This is a genomic window from Alkalimonas amylolytica (assembly GCF_900107845.1).
Lineage (GTDB): Bacteria > Pseudomonadota > Gammaproteobacteria > Enterobacterales > Alteromonadaceae > Alkalimonas > Alkalimonas amylolytica.
The window spans coordinates 68872-86228 of record NZ_FNRM01000007.1 but is presented as its reverse complement, the minus strand read 5'-3'; the positions used below and the strand labels follow the sequence as shown (position 1 = coordinate 86228).

The window sequence follows — 17357 nt, the reverse complement described above, 5'->3', positions numbered from 1 at the left end:
TTACTCGATGGCTATATGGTCCGTGACAACACCATTCGCAGTAAGCAACCTGCCATTATTTTCCTGGTTGGTTCTGGCACAGGATCCACCCTTAAAAATTACCAAAGCACTACGGAGTTCTTTTTTGACCACAACCTGGTCGAGCAAGGATTCACCATGGTGTACTTTGATAAACGGGGCCTGGGCGACTCCGAAGGTGTCTGGTACAGCACCAGCTTTGAGCAAAGAGCGCTGGATGCACGCAATGTCGCGCTTCATCTGCGGGAGTACGATTTTATCGACCATGAGCAAATTTTTGTGGTGGGCCATAGCCAGGGTGGTTGGATCGTGCAGATTGCCCTGGCAGACTATCCGGAATTATTTGCCGGTGGCATCAGCATGGCCGGGCCAACCTTTGGCGTGCGGCGGCAAATGATCAACGATGCCGCCAGCATTCTGCACTGCAAGCAAGGCTTGTCGCAGCAAGAGGCTGAGCGTAAAGCCAGCCGTCAAGTCAGCCGCAATCTGTTCTTTATTTCGCTGGTAGGCTGGAAAGGGAATCTGCGCCAGTTGAATCTGATCAAAGATTTCGAGCCGGATGCTTATCTCAAAGCCATCCATCAACCGTTTTTAATGATGTTTGGCGAAAACGATCCCTTGGTTAGCCCAACATGGAGTCTGCAAGCGTTGGAGCGCCTATTCCCCGAAAGTCTACCCGATAACATGGACTATTACGTCGCCGCAGGCGAAGAGCATTCGTTTAAAATAGCCCCCAGCTGTTATCAGGGCAGCTGGCGCGCGCTTCCATTCTCAACACAGAGCCGGGACAAAATCCGCCAATGGCTAGAGGCCAATACACAACCGCACTAACGTGCCAGCATCGTCTCTGAAAGCTGAATGCTCTGCAGCCAGTTGGTGAAAACAGGGCTTTGATGCAGGGGGGCATACACAGGATCAACGGCCGCCCACAGCAAAGGGATCTGCCTAAGTGCTGCGGCTTGCTGAAAAAGCTGTTCAGCTGTTTCCAGGTCGCCAGTTAAAATGGCGTAGCGCGCCCAGGACAAGGGTGGCCGGTAGTGGCCAATGTCGTCGGTAAACTCATGGGCCAGTAAGTAGCCAAACACCGCCGGCATGCCCTCGGTTTGATAAAGTTTAGTGACCTCATGCAGATGACGACGCCCTTCGTCACTTTGCTGCAATAACCACTGCAATGACTGGAAAGTGTGCTCGTACAAGCCTAGCTCGTAACTGATTCGTAGTGCAGAGCAGTGCCACATCTTGGTTTGTCGTTCTGTTTGGCCAATGCGCTGCAATTCGCGCCAGGCTTCATCGGTATGACCACTCAGCTGGTAGGCCCAGGCCATCCCTGGAAAAGCGTACAAATGCGGCAGCATTTGTAGCGCCCGGTTAGCCAGCTCAAAAGTTGCCTCAAACTGACCATGGGCCAGCAGCATTTCGCCATAGGCATAATAAAAGTTCGCGTCTTCTTTGAGCTGCAAGGCCTGCTCAAAATAGGCCGCCGATTGGGCATAGTCTGAGCGGTGCCAGAAGTGAATGCGCGCCAGCCAGCTCCAGGCTTCAGCATGCCCAGGCTCCAGCGCAACCACTCGTTGCAGCAAGGCATTCAGCTCGGCAAAATGCTGCGGTTGCTCTGGCAAGTCGTTGCCCAGTAAGCGGATCTTTAGCCAGGCCAGATGCCAGTACCCCTGCACCAACTCCGGGTCTTGCAGCAACATATTCCGCCACTTATCCAACAAATCAGGGATCTGTGAACGCTCAGCCTGCTCCGATTGCTGTATCAACCGCTGCAGTGGTGTGATGTCTGCGGTAACTCCCGCATCCTGCTGCGGCTGGGCCATGGGCTCAGGCTCTTGCAACAGCCAGGGCAATGCCAGCCAACTCATCAGCAATACTGCAGCAAAGAGAGGCCAGGCTTTCAGGATAGAGCGCCTCCTGGCCTTTGCTATAGCCTCTGGTGCGGCATCTTCAGCCTGGCGCACAGAGGCAATAAACTGATAACCGATACCAGGAATAGTCTTAATCAGGGTGGGTTGCTTGGCTTGTTCACCAAAGACTTTACGTAACTTGCTGATAGCCACCGTCAGGCTGTCTTCGTTCACCACCTTGCCAGGCCAGTTGTCGGTGATGAGCCGGTCTTTGCCAAGCACCTGCTGTTCACGCTGCACAAAGTAATCCAACAATACAAACAGCTGATGCTCCATCTCATACTGCATCCCATCTTTTCGCAAGATATTGCGGGTTGCATCGAAATACCAATCATCGTTCAGCCAAACTGGGCGACTTGCATTGTGATTCATGATCGTACTCATTGTTGGAACCAGAAAGCAACCAGACATAGTCCTGGCTGCACTCATAGCTGAGACGCGAATTCTGCTTTCCCTCTTACTCTTGGCAAGCTAAGGATCCTGAAGACCATACTTCAGAATAATTCAGAGCATTTAATAAGCCAGCTGCACGCCAGTTCTCTACAATCCGCGCTCCCGGCCTGGCTCACTGAGCATACCAGGCCACCTCGATTTAATCAGTATACAGTAACAGGACAACCTATGAAATCTATGACTCTTTGGACGGCAGTGGCCATGATCATCACTGGTAAATTTATAGCAGTGCAGGCTGCCGAACGCGAGCTGGGTATTGGTATGATTCACTATGCCACCCCCTACAAAAGCGTTACTTCGGAGCAATTTGTACTCCCCTGGTTCAGCTATCAGGGCGATCGATTCAGTATTCATGGCTTGGAAGCTGCTTACCAGCTGAATAAGAACCAGCCGATCCGGTTTTCTGCGAAGTTAGCCCCGGCTGCGGGTTACTTTGATCCCAAAAAAGCCAGCGATCCAGCGATCAGCGCTCTGGACAAACGCCGCTTCAGTTACCTGGCAGGCATAGAGCTGGCATATCAATACGGCGATTACCATACCAAAGCCTCGCTGATGACAGACATCACCGGGACCCACCATGGAGTGACCTCGGCCGTAACGGTGGGGCGCGCTTTTCAGTGGGATAAACTTGGTTTGGTTGTTGTGCCAGAACTCAGTGTGCATTACTGGGATAGCAAGATCGGCAATTATTACTTTGGCATCAGTGAGACCGAGTCGGACCGAACCGGATTGAACCACTATCAGGCCAAAGGCCGTTTTAGAGTGCAATCGGGCATCACCCTGATGAAAGCAACGTCAACCAACAGCAAGCTGATTGTCAGCAGCCAGTTTGCCCGCTTCATCGGAGAACATCGCAGTGAGATGGTAGACAGCCAGAGTTTTTACACCCTGGTAGCCGGCTGGGCTTACACATTCTGATATCAAGCCAAAACAAGCAGCAGTTGGAGTGAGCAAGGTCACTTTGCCGGGAATGGCTTTGGCAGACATGCTGCACGCTGCAGTAACTCACCCAACTGAAGCGTTTCCAGCCAGCGTTGAAAGGGAGGGCTGCAGTGAAGAGGCTGGTAAAATGGATCCACGGCCGCCCACAGTAGCGGAGCCTGCCGGATAGCTACCGTCTGCTCGAAATACTGCAGAGCAGTTTCGTGCTCATCCGCCAGGATCGCGTAACGTGCCCAGGATAAAGGTGGTCGGTAGTGGCCGATATCCCCGCTAAATTGCACACCAAGCAAGTAGCGGTAAACCGCGGTGAGCCCTCCTTGATGAAAATGATGCTCTACTGCCGCAAGCTGCTCCTGCCCTTCGTCCGTTTGTTGCAACAACCAGCGCATTGAGGCAAAGCTTTGCTGATCAAGCCCGAGTTCGTGAGTAATCCGCAGCGCTGAGCGGTGCCACAACCCGCTAGCCCGCTCTGTTTGCGTGATGCGCAGCAATTCTTGCCAGGCCTCTTCACTTCTGCCGCTCAGCTGATAGGCCCAGGCGAGCCCGGGAAAGGCAAAATCATGCGGTCTTAGCTGCCGTGCCTTGTCCACCAGGGCGACGGTCTCGTCAAATTTGCCCCGAGCCAATTGCATTTCGGCATAGCCATAGTAGAAACCCGCATCTTTTTTGAGCTGCAACGCCTGCTGGTAATAGCTGGCAGCTTGCGCATAATCCGCCTGGTGCCAAAAATGCAACCGCGCTAACCAGCTCCATGCTTCTGCATGCGTGGGTTCCAGCGTCACCACTTTTTGCAGCAAGGCGTTCAGTTCGCCAAAGTGCTGCGGTTGCTCAGGCAACTGCTGTCCCAGCAAACGTATTTTTAACCAGGCCAGATACCAGTACCCCTGCACCTGCTCTGGTTCTGCGATCAAAAAAGTACGCCACTGCGCTAAAAGCTCTGGGATCTGACTAAGCGCAGCCTGCTCCGACTGCTGCGTTAATTCCTGCAGCATAACTAAATCTTTCTTAGCACCCGCATCCGGATGCATCGTTTGCGAAGGGGCTGGCTCATGCAACAGCAGTGGCACTGCCAGCCAGCTCATCAACAATACTGCAGCAAACAAAGGCCAGGCTCTGAGCAACGAAGCGCGATCCGACTGGGTTGTACTAAATTCTGTTGCATACTCCGCTGGCTGAACCTGACCAATAAACTGGTAACCGACACCAGGTATGGTTTTAATAAGGCTGGGTTGCCTGGCTTTCTCACCAAAGACTTTGCGTAGCTTGCTGATGGCGACCGTCAGACTGTCCTCGTTAACCACCCGTCCTGGCCAGTTATCCTGCAGCAGCAGGTCCTTGGACAACACCTGCTGTTCACGCCGGATAAAATAATCAAGCAGCACAAACAACTGATGCTCCATGTCTTGTGCTGCGCCATCTTTTTTTCGCAAAATATTATGCCTGGCATCAAAGTACCAGTGCTTGTTTAACCAGACCGCTGAATTGTCGCTACTTTTCACACTGTCACTCATCGTATCCAACCACTGCGCTCAGCTAAGAACGCAGTGGCCCAGGTCATTAGTTATATTTTCGGCGCGCGGAAGGTCTGCCCACCTTGCAAAAGGCGCAGCGCAGTCACAGCGCCGGCTGCATCCAGTTCAAACTCAAACTCCACCGCATCCGTGATTGCTATCAAATGCGTGGCGGATAACGCAAACACCTCACCGGCATTTTGTCCGGTACCCTGAATAAACAATCGATTGTCTTCAGTAAAAACGCGCAGTGCAAAGGTTTCAGCCAATTGATAAACGCCGGTCAGTGCTTTGAGCTGAGCAGAGGTTAAAGACACAGTATTTAAAGGCGCTACCTGAGCCGTTTTCCGCTGTGAACGAGACATCACCCCTTCCCTTTGATGCAATTCGAGCGTGCCATCTCCGGTTAAAGCCAGATAACTCAGCCCTTCGTCATAATGCAGGTATCCGGCTGCTGAGGGCTGCAATGGCCACATCCGTCCGGCACCCCGACGGATATAGAGCTCATCATTAAACAGTCCAATGGTTCGCTCCACGCCATGCTCGTCCAGATAGACGCCCACCCATTGCTCTGCCATGTCGCTGGTTAAGGCAACCAACTCCGGCTGTGGGAACGGTTCATTTAGTGCCATTGCCGCGGCCCGCACTGCAAGCTCACGTGGGTCGGTTTTGCGACTGTTGGTTAAAATAGCGACCATAATGCCTTGCTCCGGCATAGTCAAAACCGCACTAAAGTAACCATACATATAGCCGCCATGCTCAAACGAAGGACGTCCACGAATAGAACGTACTTCCCAGCCCAGACCATAACCGGTGGCAGAACCATTGCTTAAGGTGTGAGAACTAAGCGCCTGCTGCAGACTTTCTTTTGTAATCAGCTGTCCGCTAAAGAGTGCCTGATCCCAGCGCTGCAGATCATCCAGAGTACTGGCCAGTGATCCTGGCCCTATCATGTGCGTCATGCTGACAAAGTCAGCCAGCCGGTACCCTGAGCCGTGCGGGATGTAGCCGCGGGGCATCCCTGGGATCACCGTGTAATTGTCCAGCTGATAACTTTGTTCCATGCCTGCCGGAGCAAACAACCGCTCAGTCACATAATCGCCATACGACAGACCCGACAAGTGCTCAATGATTTCCGCCAACACCAGATAGCCGGAGTTGCTGTAATCAAAGTGCTGATCAGGGGCAAACTTAAGCGGGTAATGTACATAATGTTGACGCATCTCAGACAAGGTAAAGTCATTGCGCCAGTGCTCACGCCACTCATGCCGTGCAATGTAGTTTTCAAGCCCTGAGGTATGGCTTAGCAACTGCCGGATAGTGATCGGGTGGGATAACTGCGGAAAATCCGGCAAATGCTGCTGAATGGTATCATCCAGCGTTAATTTACCCTGCTCCATCAGCTGCAAAATGGCAACCGCAGTGAACTGCTTGCTCACAGAGCCAATGGGAAACACCATATCATCCGTTAACGCCACAGCCAGACTCAAGTCCGCCTTACCAATGGCCGCTCGGTATAAGGTCTCGCCTTGCCGGCTTACCAACACCACAGCGCCGGGCTCATCGGCTGCAAAATGGGCGCTAAACAAATCATGGTAACTTGCTTCTGCTGTGATGGCTGGCACACTGATACTTGCAACTGTCAGGCAGATGCCTGCCCATATTCTTACATTCATGTCTTGTCCTTTATCGAGGGTTCATCATAACGAAACAGTCATAATCAAACCTCATGCCAAATTTAATTATTATTAAAATCAGAATCATACATTAAGCCAACTGTTACTGATTCGATTGTATTGGTCGGAATCACCAACCAATTAGTCAGATTGGCCAACGAGCGAGCATAAGGTTGGTATGCAGTGTGCAGCTTACGGAGTCGGGTACAAGTTAAGGATTCTGAAGAAATCACTTCATCTGGCAAGTAAGGTTATTTAATCGAAGGTGAAGCCATTGCCACCCCTTAAAGGGTTATCTTCACGTGGCCTTCAAACTGTGTACTCACATCAGCAATTGCCAGTCGGTGTGATAGGCCGCAGGATCACACTGCAAATACCAACGGACAGACAACCCAGCCTCCTGCTCCATACAGCATGGTGCCAGTGCGTGCCCGGTTGTTTCTTGTTTCAATCGCCCATCGCCCTGCCTCATCAGCAGGGCAATGATCAAAAGTACTAGTAAGCTACTGGCAACCAATGCGATCTGGCTCTGTTTGTGCGTTATCATAACTTGCTCCAATGGCTGTCTTATCGCTTATTCTGTACCTAAACGACTGTAAAGATCTTCCTCGAAGTGGGCCGATTTGGTAACAAAATGTATGGAACTTCGTCTTTTGTCACCCTTTGACACACATAGACTGCAGATGTAAGCGGGGGCAAACTTTACAGTCTGCCCCCAAGCGTACAACTTTACTTTACGCTATCAATCAGAATGAAGCTCTCAGGCCAAGGTAATAGTAGCGACCGGTAATATCATAAGCCTCTGACACTGTATTCGTCCCTGTTCCAGCATACTGGGCATTTTGGCCTAGTAAAGGCGGCTTTTTATCAAAGACATTATTCATTCCAGCGTAAAAATTCAAAGACTCAGTTAGCTGGTAGCTTAGTTGTAGATCATGATAGACAACAGCTGAAACATTATTCGCATGATCATCGAAACGTCCCCCTGTGCCCCAGTCCATATTTCTGGCTGGCTGATCTGTGCGAGCATTCACGTTGGAGTGCCAATAACGCATGCGCCAGAAGGCATTGAAGTCTTCCAATTTATACCCAATATTCAAAGTGGCGCGATGACGAGGGTACAAAGTTTCGCCTGCATACTTATTGACATTACCAGTTTCTATGCTGGTAATATTGTATTCATGCAGATAAGAGTACACTAAGTCAGTCGTCAAAGTGCCGACTGCTCCCAAATCCAATCTGTAACGAATTTCAGCATCAAAACCTTCGACGTCAATATGGTTCTCGTTACCAGAGCCAGAATTTACTTGTACCAAAACACCATCTTGATTCCTCTGGACGCGACCACCACAGGTAGGATCGAAATCTGTTGCTTCGAAGCAACGGCGAACAACCAATGTTCTGGACGTAGTTGCTATTGCATCCTCGATAGAGATTGAGTACCAGTCCACTGTTGCAGACAGGCCATCCATAAACTCCATGACAGCACCGAAGCTGTAAGTTCTGGCAGTCTCTTCATTAACATCCGGATTTCCTCCAATAAAGCCACCCGTTGTCTGACTTTCTGTCTGACTTAGCAAGAAACCTGTATCAGGAAATGCTGCTGCTCGCGTAGCAATCTCCGCAATAGATAAACAGTTCTCTGCGACAGTGCCAGTATCGCCTACTTTTGTCCCATTACAAGGGTCAGTTACAGAAGCAAACGTTTCTGCATTACCGGCAAACAGATCCGACACATTTGGGGCTCTGACCGCATCGGCTGCAGAAGCACGAAGTTTCAGACGATCTGTTGGTGAAAACTCAACACCTAAGTTCCAGGTAAAGACATTACCAACAGTAGAATAATTACCATGTCGTATTGCTGCATCAATAGCTAGATTGTCCAGCACAGGCAAGCGTGCTTCCAGAAAAAGGTCTCGTACAGTAAAGCTTCCGTTCGTCGGCAGCTGTCTGTTTGATGAGGTGGCTCCAATTTGTGCTAGGTCGCTAGCTTCCTGCCGCCCGAGTTCTTGACGATACTCAACCCCAGCGGCAAGACCTATTGCACCACCGGGCAACTCAACATCTAACTCACCGGATAGTACAGAGCCAACTATGCGCTGCTCAACCAAACCAATGGTTTTTGATGGTGCGGATAAATACTCGACTGCTTCTGGTGTGATGGTATTTTCGCCAAAAACATTAAATGGCACACATCCTTGCAACCTGGCGGTTTGATCACGGCAAATGACTTGACCATCCTGTTCAATAAGATCGAGTGCGAAGAGAGCACGATCCATGTTCAGCTCCCCCCATCCAAATTGATTCACAACCGTCTGCCCCCAATTGATGTGGGTATCTAAACGCCAGTTATCATTAATAAACCAATCTAAACCGGCAACAAATCTGGATGAGGTTCTTGTAGCATCGTTTCCTCGGTCACCAAACTCTGTCAAACGGCGGCCAAAAGCACTCAGTTGATTAAGGTCAGTAAACCCATTCGCTAATAAATTGTCTTTAAGCAGTTGAGGCATGATAAGAGAGCTTTCAATATTATGGCCTCCTTCACCACCACGGTCCTTCAGCCAAACATCAAGTAAATTCAACGGCGTTGGTTCAAAGCGAGAAGATGATCCAACTTGCATCCAGTTGAACTCACTGTAAAACTTTAAATCATCGTTTAATTCTTCCTGCAAGTTTGCTGCAAAGAACTTTCTTTCCAAAGGAATGATTAGCTGACGCCGTGAACCACGATCATATTGATCGGCAGCAGTAAAAGCCTCACCATCTCCACGAAAGTTTGGCTTGCCTGGGCCAGTATTTACCCAACCAATCGGAGCATAAGAAGATAAAACAGGTACCCAGGCACCATTTACCAACGCTATATCTGTTGTCTGGTCTGGTCTCCCTGGCCCATCAATCCCCTGATCGTCATGGTAGCCAAATGAAACCCAGGCACTACCAGTATTCCAACTACGACCAACGGTCATATCAATATCGAAGCGCTCACGATCACTTTTTGCCGACTGTGAGGCCTGAACATTCAGCGTAGCCCCTTCAAAATCACTTTTTGTAATGATATTGATAACACCGGCAACTGCATCAGAACCATACACAGCGGATGAAGCACTTTTTAGGACTTCGATCCTTTCAATCGTCGATGTCGGTATCATGTTCAAATCAACTGCATAACCAGCTGATGGGGCTGTACCCGAAACAAAGCGGCGACCATTTACCAACACCAAAGTTCTGGCAACTCCTGCGTTACGCAAAGATGTAGTATTAATACCCGATGTATTTAGCGAAAAAGTTGAATTGGACTGATCCGTACCTGCAATTGCAACTGGCGTTTTTTGCAGTACATCAGCCACGTTGGTAGCACCGGTAAGACGAATTTCTTCCGCAGTTATAACAGTGACCGGTACTGAGCTTTCAAAATCGGTCCGCCTGATACGTGACCCCGTGACCTCAATACGCTCGACCCTGGCTTCGCTGTCCTCTTGTGCCAGCGCAGGCGCAGCAACCAGACTCAGGCTGGCTGCTACAGAGGTAAGCAATCCCGTACGGATTGCCAGCGATAATTTATTATAGCTTTTCATGTAATTCTCCCATGGTTGCAGACAAATGCTTGTCCAGCTGGGGTGCTGTGTTCGCACCTGCTTGCAAAAGCTAAACCTGAGAGTTCCCCGACTCTAGCGCTATTCCGCCAAAGGGAGCTGCATCGTGACCGAGTGGGGGCAAAGCGCCCTAAGGATTTCGCTCGGCTCCAAGGCCCATTCCATCGCTCGGGTTGAAATGGGGGTTTGCAGGTGCGAAACAGAATTCCAATCGTGCTGGCTTTTGCGTAAAGTGACTTGATGAAACAATCCTCTGCACAAACACCTGGCTTATCCTGGCTGCCACCTGCGCGCTGGTTTTTACTGGCGAGTCTGGCGTATTTGCTGGTGACGCTCATTGCCACCAGTCATAACTACCACTCGTTGCTTAGCATGGGCGTACAGCGCGACTGGAGTCAGGTGTTTCATCGGGTTGCCCCTAACTGGCTGATATGGGCCCTGCTGACGCCGTTTATTGTCCGTTTTACTCAGCATTACCCCTGGAATGAAAGCAAGCGCTGGCAATGCCTGCTGACGCAGCTGACTGCGGCTGTCGTTTTCCTGGCGCTGAACTGGTTGCTCATCGCTAGCTACGTATACTTGTTCATCAACCCGGAGCAACAGCTGAGTTTTGGTTATGTGCTCAGCCGTTATTTTGCCAACCCCTTTCATATTCACTGGGGGGTGTATCTGGGCACTGTCACCGCCTGTTTTTTGCTGCAGTACTATCGCAGTTTCCACCAAAGCCAGCTGCGCACACAACAATTGGAAAAAGGCCTGTTAAAAGCTGAATTGCAAGCACTCAAATCCCAGTTGAACCCGCATTTTTTGTTGAATACCTTAAATGCCATTGTCAGCCTGATACGCACCGAGGATAAAACCAAGGCCTTGCAAGCCACCAACCAACTGAGTCAGCTGCTACGCTTTGTGCTACAGACCCAACAGCAAGAGGCAGTGCCTCTGCGTCATGAGTGGCAATTTATGGATTTGTACTTCGCCCTGCAGCGACTGCGCTTTGGCGAGCGCTTGCAGCTGGATATTGCACTGGATGAACAGCTGGATAACTGCCTGGTACCACCGCTGTTGTTGCAACCCTTGTTTGAAAATGCCATTGAGCACAGCTGCAAGTTGGTCAGTGCTACGTCAACAATTGCCGTCCGTATCAGTCTGGATCCAGACCAACAGATGGTGACAGTATTGGTACAAAACAGCTATGCCTCCCATAACCCACGCCAGGGCTTTGGCATCGGACTAAGTAACACCCGAGCCCGTTTGCAAGCCTTTTTTGGTCCTGAAGCCAGCTTAAAACATGGACCTAGCGGGCCGGATCACTACACCACCACACTGCGTTTTCCAATGATACTAGATGCAAAAGAGGCTGGAGATAGACCATGAGTTACCGCTGCCTGATTGTCGATGATGAACCATTAGTCCGTGCCAGCATTCGCTATTTGTTAGCAGAGCATGCCGATATGGAAGTGATCGCTGAAGCTGAAAATGGCCAGCAAGCACTGCAAGCCATCGAAGACCTGCAACCTGATTTGCTATTCCTGGACATTGATATGCCAGGTATGGATGGGCTGGAGCTGCTGCAACAACTGGTAAAGCCGCCTGTGGTGGTATTCTGTACCGCTTATGCCGAGCACGCCGTCACCGCCTTTGAGCTCTCTGCACAGGACTACCTGCTAAAGCCCTTTAGCGATGAGCGCTTTCTGCAGATGCTCAATCGCTGCCGACAGAAGCTGCAACAACGGGATACGTTATCCTGGCAGCAGCTGCAACTTATTTCGCAGCAACTGGCAGCCAAATCAGGCTATAAAGAGAAAATTATCATTCGGGATCCGGGCCGGGTGAAAATCATTCCGGTCAAAGACATCTGCTGGGTGGGCAGCTCAGGCAACTACGTCGAGTTTCATCTGCAAAACGACGAGCGCAGTTATCTGCTGCGTGAAACCATGACCCGGCTGGAGCAACAACTGGATCCGGCTATCTTTGCCAGAGTACACCGCTGCACTCTGGTGCGCAAAAGCGAGATCATTGAGCTGCGACCTGGCGATAAGGGCGATGCCACCCTGGTGCTAAAAAATGGCCAGTTGGTGCAGATGTCACGCAATTACCGCCACGTGCTGCAGGAATTGTTTGAATCCTGAGCCAACCGCCCAAAATTGCTGTGGCGCCGTTACCGAAAGTGCGCCACTTACCCCGAATTCCGCATCCCTGCCGCAATACCGGCGATGGTGACCATCAAGGCACGCTGGATCTGCGGACTTAACTGCTCTGGCTGATTGCGCTGTCGATGCAGCAACTCAACCTGCAGTAAGTGCAAGGGATCGACATAGGTATTGCGCAGCATAATGGACTCACGGATCCAGCTTTCATTTTCCATCAGCTCCCGGTGCTTCGTCAGGCTCAGCAGCAATTGCTGATCGTGCGCCAGCTGGTTGCGCAGTTGTTCACCGAGCCCATGCAACTCGGCAGGCACCAGCCGCTGATCGTAATAAGCAGAAATCTCACTATCGGCTTTTAAGAACACCATTTCCAGCATCGATAAGCGGGTGGCGAAAAATGGCCAGGCTTGCTGCATCTCGGTCAGCACTGCTTGCTCGCCTTGATCCAGCACCTGCTGCAGCGCATTGCCGGCACCCAGCCAGGCGGGCAACATCAAGCGGTTTTGTGACCAGGCAAAAATCCATGGAATAGCACGTAAACTCTCAACCCCACCCTTAGGGTTACGTTTGGCGGGCCGGCTGCCAAGTGGTAACTGGCCTAATTCCTGCTCTGGCGTGGCCGCGCGGAAATAGCGCACAAAATCCGGATGCTCACGTACCATGGCTCGATACGCCTGGCAGGAGCGTTCAGCCAGCTCCGTCATCACCCGGCGCCAGCTGTTCTTTGGGACCGGCGGTGGCAACAGCATACCTTCCAGCACCGCGCTGGCATAAAGGCTCAGGCTGCGCTCAGCCAGTTTGGGCAGGCCAAATTTAAAGCGGATCATCTCGCCTTGCTCGGTCACTCGAAAGCCACCATCCAAGGAGCCTGGCGGCTGTGATAAAATAGCCGCATGGGCCGGAGCGCCACCGCGACCAATGGTACCACCACGGCCGTGGAACAAGGTAAGCTGCACACCGGCATCACTGCATACTTTCACCAAAGCCTCTTGAGCGCTGTACTGTGCCCAGGAAGCTGCCAGCACACCCGCATCCTTGGCGGAGTCGGAATAGCCAATCATCACTTCCTGCTGGCCCTGGATATAACCACGGTACCAATCAATTGCCAGCAACTGCTCAATGCAATGCGGTGCCTGCTGCAAATCACTTAAAGTTTCAAATAAGGGAGCAACCCGCATGCCAAACCCAATGCCGGCTTCTTTGAGCAACAGCTGCACCGCCAGCACATCAGATGGCTTACCGGCCATTGAAATCACATAGGTGCCTAAGGCTTCTTCACCATGACGCGCCACCATCTCGCAGGTATCCAGCACTTCCTGCACCTCTGCCGATGGTTGCCATTGCTTGGGAAACAAAGGCCGGCGATTGGGCAACTCGCGCAGTAAAAATGCCTGCCGGTCCTCTTCGCTCCAGGCCGCATAGTCACCAAGCCCCAGATGACGGGTCAGCTCACTGAACACAGCAGCGTGACGGGCGGCATCCTGGCGGATATCCAGTTTAAGCAGGGTAACCCCAAAGCAATACACCCGGCGGATGGTATCCTGCAGCCTGCCATCAGCAATTTGCGCCATGCCGCATTCACGTAACGAGCGATCACACAGCAGCAAAGGCTCCAGCAGTTGCTCACGCTGCCAGATTAAATCCGCCGGTCGCTGCAGCCGATCCCGACTGACCGCTTCTGTCAGCCAGTCGCGGGTGGTACTAAGTTGCTGCTGCAACTGTTTCAGCACAGCACGGTATGGCTCGAAGGCCCCCTCACTGAGCTGCTGCAACTCATCATTGGCCTGGTTCATCGACAGCTCTTTGCTGAGCACATCCAGATCCTGAATAAACAAATCGGCCGCTTTCCAGCGACTGAGTAGCAGTACCTGGCGGGTGACCTTGGCCGTGACAAAAGGGTTGCCATCGCGATCACCGCCCATCCAGGAGGCAAAACGCACCGGAGTCGCATCCAGCGGCAGTGACTGGCCGGCAGCATCCCGCATCCAGCTATCCAGCTCACGTAAAAAAGCGGGTACAGCCTGCCACAGCGAGCTCTCAATCATGGCAAAGCCGGATTTGGCTTCATCCACCGGCGTTGGGCGCTGCTCGCGAATTTCATTGGTAAACCACAACTGAGCAATCAGCTCCTGCATGCGTTCACGCAGCCGCAGCTGCTCACAATCGGCGCGTTGTTGCTCCAGTGCAGATAAACAATCGGCGATTTCGGTGAGCTTATGGATCACGGTGCGACGCGATACTTCAGTGGGGTGCGCGGTCAGCACCAGCTCTATCGCCAGCTTATCCACAGCTGTTGCGATGGCTGCCGGATCCAACCTGGCAGCCTGCAAATGTTTCAGCATCGCCTGCAAGGGCGCAGCCTGCGGATCTTCCGCCAGCACTTCCTGGCTGGTGCTGTGCTGCTGCTCGGCCAGGTTGGCCAGATTTAAAAAATGGGCAAACGCACGGGCAACCGGCAGCAGCTCATCATCACTCAGCGATTGCAGCAGCTGCTTTAATTGCTGCTCACGGTCACTATCACCCGCCCGCGCTTCTTTGGAGAGCTGGCGAATTTGTTCAATGCGTTGGTAAACATCCTCACCCAAGTGCTGGCGGATCAAATCACCCAACTGGGTTCCCAGTAAGCCGACATTGGCTCGCAAGGCTGCATAATGTTCCATAACACTCTCCCTACCCTTTGCTATGCCTATACCCTAATGCCAAGGAGAGCTGTACTCAAGCATGATAGCTTACCAAGAGAGCGACATTCTGCCTTTTGGCAGGGAATATGCCCAACGAGTCTTACGATGCGAATTTCACTAGGAGATAAATTGCTTGAGGTTACTTGGGGACAGACTCTTTTGTTATCGGTAATTTACCATTATGATAATGTTTTTAGCGCACAAGGAGCGTCTCTATGATTACACACATTATCTCCCGCCTGGTTGTGATTGGCCTGCTGTTTTGCAGCCAGGCGCTGCTGGCACAAAGTGCTGTCTGGCAAGTCAGTAACGACCAGCATCAGCTATTTATTGGTGGCACCGTGCATTTACTGCCAGCCAACGAATTTCCGCTACCAGCCGAGTTCGATAAAGCCTACCAGCAGGCAGAAAAACTGGTGTTTGAAGTGGATATGAGCAAGATGATGGATCCCAGCATTGGTCCCATGATGCTGAACTATGCCATGTACCAGGATGGTCGCACCCTGAACTCCGTACTAAGCCCGGACAGCTATCAGCGTCTGCAGCAGGCCGCGGCTGAGCTTGGTGTGGATACCAAGGCGCTGGCCCCCTTCAAACCGGATTTTGTACTGCTCCAAATGCTGCAGCTCAAACTGCAACAACTGGGCATGGCCGGTGAAGGCGTCGATATGCACTTTTTCACCAAAGGTGCGCAAGATAATAAAAGCAAAGCCTTTCTGGAAACCATCGAGCAGCAATTTGCACTGCTGTTTTCTATCTCTGATGGCTATGAAGACGACTGGATAGCGCAGAATCTGGATCAACTGGATGAAACCGAGCAGTTTATGCAAAAAACCCTGGCAGCCTGGCGCAGTGGTGATCAGGCAGCACTGGCGGAACTGGTTAGCGACATGCAGGCAACCGAAGTAGGCCAACGTTTTTATCAGCGCCTGCTCACCGAGCGCAATAAGAACTGGGCCGAGCAAATCGATGCCATGCTGCAAAATTCACAAGTGGAGTTTGTGTTGGTAGGCGCCCTGCACCTGGCCGGGCCGGACAATGTGCTGGACTTACTGGCTGAACGTGGTTATCAGGTGCGGCAACTCAGCGCCAACTAACTGCAGCACTGGTAAGCAGGCTAATAGTCTGCTTGCCAGTATTGTTCCAGTTGCTCAATCATATCCGCAGGATAATCCGCCTGATACAAACGGCGCATCGTACCATCCAGATAGCTTTGCTGAAGCGCATCCTGCCAGCGCTGTACCCGCTCTACCGGTATAGCCGGAGAAAATGCCAGATACAAATACGAGTGGTACAGCGGTTGCCAACGCTGCAGCGTTACATCTCCCATGTGGAAAAACTCTCCGTAACGCAGAGCATTCAGTGCAATCACTTCCGCCCTGCCTCGCTCAGCCATCACCTGACATTCATGCGCATTGGCCACCACCGACAAATTACGCCCTTCTTCAAAGCCCAACTGTTTAAAATACCCCAGCTGCGCTGAGCTACGATAAGCGCAACCACGAAGTCTAGCTGCAGCAAAATCCGCCGGATGAGCTACCACTTCCGGCAAGGTATACAACTGCATATCAAAGTATTTGAGCGGCCCAACCCACTGAAACTGCGCCTCGCGCGCTGGGGTTCGCACCGTTTCAAACAGCACTGTATTTGGTTCTGCTTTTGCCAGCTCCATGGCGCGGGCCCAGGGCAACAGCGAAAAGCGCAGCCGTTCGCCCAGCTGCTGCTGCAAATGCTGAATCAGCTGAATCGTGACACCATCGATTTGGCCCGCTTCATTGATGTACTGAGATGGTGGGCTATGCTCCGTCAGAAAATGCAGTTCAGGCTCGGCTGTAACTTCAGCCACCACACTGGCTGCCAACACCAAACTCAGGTAAAACCCAGCTACTAATCGCATAATGGAAGGCTACCAAAGTACTCTGAAGTTACTGCAACTATAGCAGCCCAAACGCCCGATGGCAGCGCGCAATTAATCTGGGCGTGGTTTATTCTGCCGCAGCGACTTGGTGGCACCGCGTTGTTTTTTCTGCTGAATGCGCCGCTGCTGGCTGCCATAGGTTGGCTTGGTGGCTTTGCGCTTTTTTTGCTGCACAGCGGCAGCAGCGATCAGCTCGGTTAACTGCGCCAGCGCCAGCTCGCGGTTTTGTTCCTGGCTACGGCTTTGCTGGCACTTAATCAGAATTTTGCCGCTTTGGGTAATGCGGTGATCGGCCCGGTGCAGCAAACGCTGCTGCAGCCAATCGGGCAACGAACTTTGCCGTATATCCAGCACCAACTGCACCGCCGTCGAGGTTTTATTGACATGCTGGCCACCCGGCCCACTGGCCCGGATAAACTGCCATTCCAGCTCGTCTTCTGCCAGCTCAAGCTGGTCGTTGATCCTGATCATCGTGTCATTGCCTCCATCCGGTTAGAGTACCATACTG

The 17357-nt window shown here is 51.8% G+C and carries 13 protein-coding genes; 5 read left to right on the top strand and 8 right to left on the bottom strand.

Going from position 1 to position 17357, the window contains the following annotated elements:
• Window positions 1–15 precede the first annotated feature (15 nt).
• Entirely contained in the window at window positions 16–849 is an 834-nt protein-coding gene (locus tag BLW37_RS13930) for an alpha/beta hydrolase family protein (protein ID WP_091343920.1), read from the top strand.
• Here the strand turns inward: BLW37_RS13930 and BLW37_RS13925 are convergent.
• Window positions 846–2297, bottom strand: a complete 1452-nt coding sequence (locus BLW37_RS13925; RefSeq protein WP_171907627.1) for a winged helix-turn-helix domain-containing protein — start codon at window positions 2295–2297, stop codon at window positions 846–848. The genes BLW37_RS13930 and BLW37_RS13925 overlap by 4 nt on opposite strands.
• A gap of 249 nt (window positions 2298–2546) precedes the next feature.
• On the opposite strand from BLW37_RS13925, the gene BLW37_RS13920 reads away from it, so the two are divergent.
• The gene (locus tag BLW37_RS13920; RefSeq protein WP_091343917.1) at window positions 2547–3296 is read left to right on the top strand and encodes a MipA/OmpV family protein; all 750 of its coding nucleotides are present in this window, start codon (window positions 2547–2549) and stop codon (window positions 3294–3296) included.
• A 38-nt stretch (window positions 3297–3334) separates the two neighbouring features.
• Here BLW37_RS13920 and BLW37_RS13915 read toward each other — a convergent pair whose 3' ends face one another.
• The 4 genes from BLW37_RS13915 to BLW37_RS13900 all read right to left on the bottom strand — a co-directional run bounded on the left by BLW37_RS13915 (window position 3335) and on the right by BLW37_RS13900 (window position 10085).
• Complete coding sequence (locus tag BLW37_RS13915) at window positions 3335–4831, bottom strand: winged helix-turn-helix domain-containing protein (RefSeq protein WP_091343915.1); 1497 nt, start codon at window positions 4829–4831, stop codon at window positions 3335–3337.
• Window positions 4832–4881: 50 nt separating this feature from the next.
• Window positions 4882–6507 (bottom strand): serine hydrolase, encoded by a 1626-nt coding sequence (locus BLW37_RS13910; RefSeq protein WP_091343913.1) that lies wholly within the window; start codon window positions 6505–6507, stop codon window positions 4882–4884.
• A 322-nt stretch (window positions 6508–6829) separates the two neighbouring features.
• A complete protein-coding gene (locus BLW37_RS13905) occupies window positions 6830–7054 on the bottom strand; it encodes a hypothetical protein (RefSeq protein ID WP_091343911.1) in 225 nt (74 codons plus the stop codon).
• A 199-nt stretch (window positions 7055–7253) separates the two neighbouring features.
• Window positions 7254–10085, bottom strand: coding sequence for a TonB-dependent receptor plug domain-containing protein (locus tag BLW37_RS13900; RefSeq protein WP_091343910.1), 2832 nt, complete (start codon window positions 10083–10085; stop codon window positions 7254–7256).
• 258 nt (window positions 10086–10343) lie between these two features.
• Here BLW37_RS13900 and BLW37_RS13895 point away from each other — a divergent pair, with 258 nt between their 5' ends.
• Window positions 10344–11477, top strand: coding sequence for a sensor histidine kinase (locus BLW37_RS13895; RefSeq protein ID WP_091343908.1), 1134 nt, complete (start codon window positions 10344–10346; stop codon window positions 11475–11477).
• On the top strand, window positions 11474–12232 hold the full coding sequence (locus BLW37_RS13890) for a LytR/AlgR family response regulator transcription factor (RefSeq protein WP_091343906.1): 759 nt from the start codon (window positions 11474–11476) through the stop codon (window positions 12230–12232). Before BLW37_RS13895 ends, BLW37_RS13890 begins: the two co-directional genes overlap by 4 nt.
• A 47-nt stretch (window positions 12233–12279) precedes the next feature.
• On the opposite strand, the gene ppc is transcribed toward BLW37_RS13890, so the two are convergent.
• Complete coding sequence (gene ppc, locus BLW37_RS13885; protein WP_091343904.1) at window positions 12280–14910, bottom strand: phosphoenolpyruvate carboxylase; 2631 nt, start codon at window positions 14908–14910, stop codon at window positions 12280–12282.
• A 236-nt stretch (window positions 14911–15146) separates the two neighbouring features.
• Here ppc and BLW37_RS13880 point away from each other — a divergent pair, with 236 nt between their 5' ends.
• Window positions 15147–16028: a TraB/GumN family protein gene (locus tag BLW37_RS13880; RefSeq protein WP_091343902.1), complete on the top strand. Its 882-nt coding sequence runs from the start codon at window positions 15147–15149 to the stop codon at window positions 16026–16028.
• Between the two features lie 20 nt (window positions 16029–16048).
• Here the strand turns inward: BLW37_RS13880 and BLW37_RS13875 are convergent, their stop codons facing one another.
• A complete protein-coding gene (locus BLW37_RS13875) occupies window positions 16049–16828 on the bottom strand; it encodes a substrate-binding periplasmic protein (protein WP_091343899.1) in 780 nt (259 codons plus the stop codon).
• A gap of 72 nt (window positions 16829–16900) precedes the next feature.
• On the bottom strand, window positions 16901–17320 hold the full coding sequence (arfB, locus tag BLW37_RS13870; RefSeq protein WP_091343897.1) for an alternative ribosome rescue aminoacyl-tRNA hydrolase ArfB: 420 nt from the start codon (window positions 17318–17320) through the stop codon (window positions 16901–16903).
• Window positions 17321–17357 lie beyond the last annotated feature (37 nt).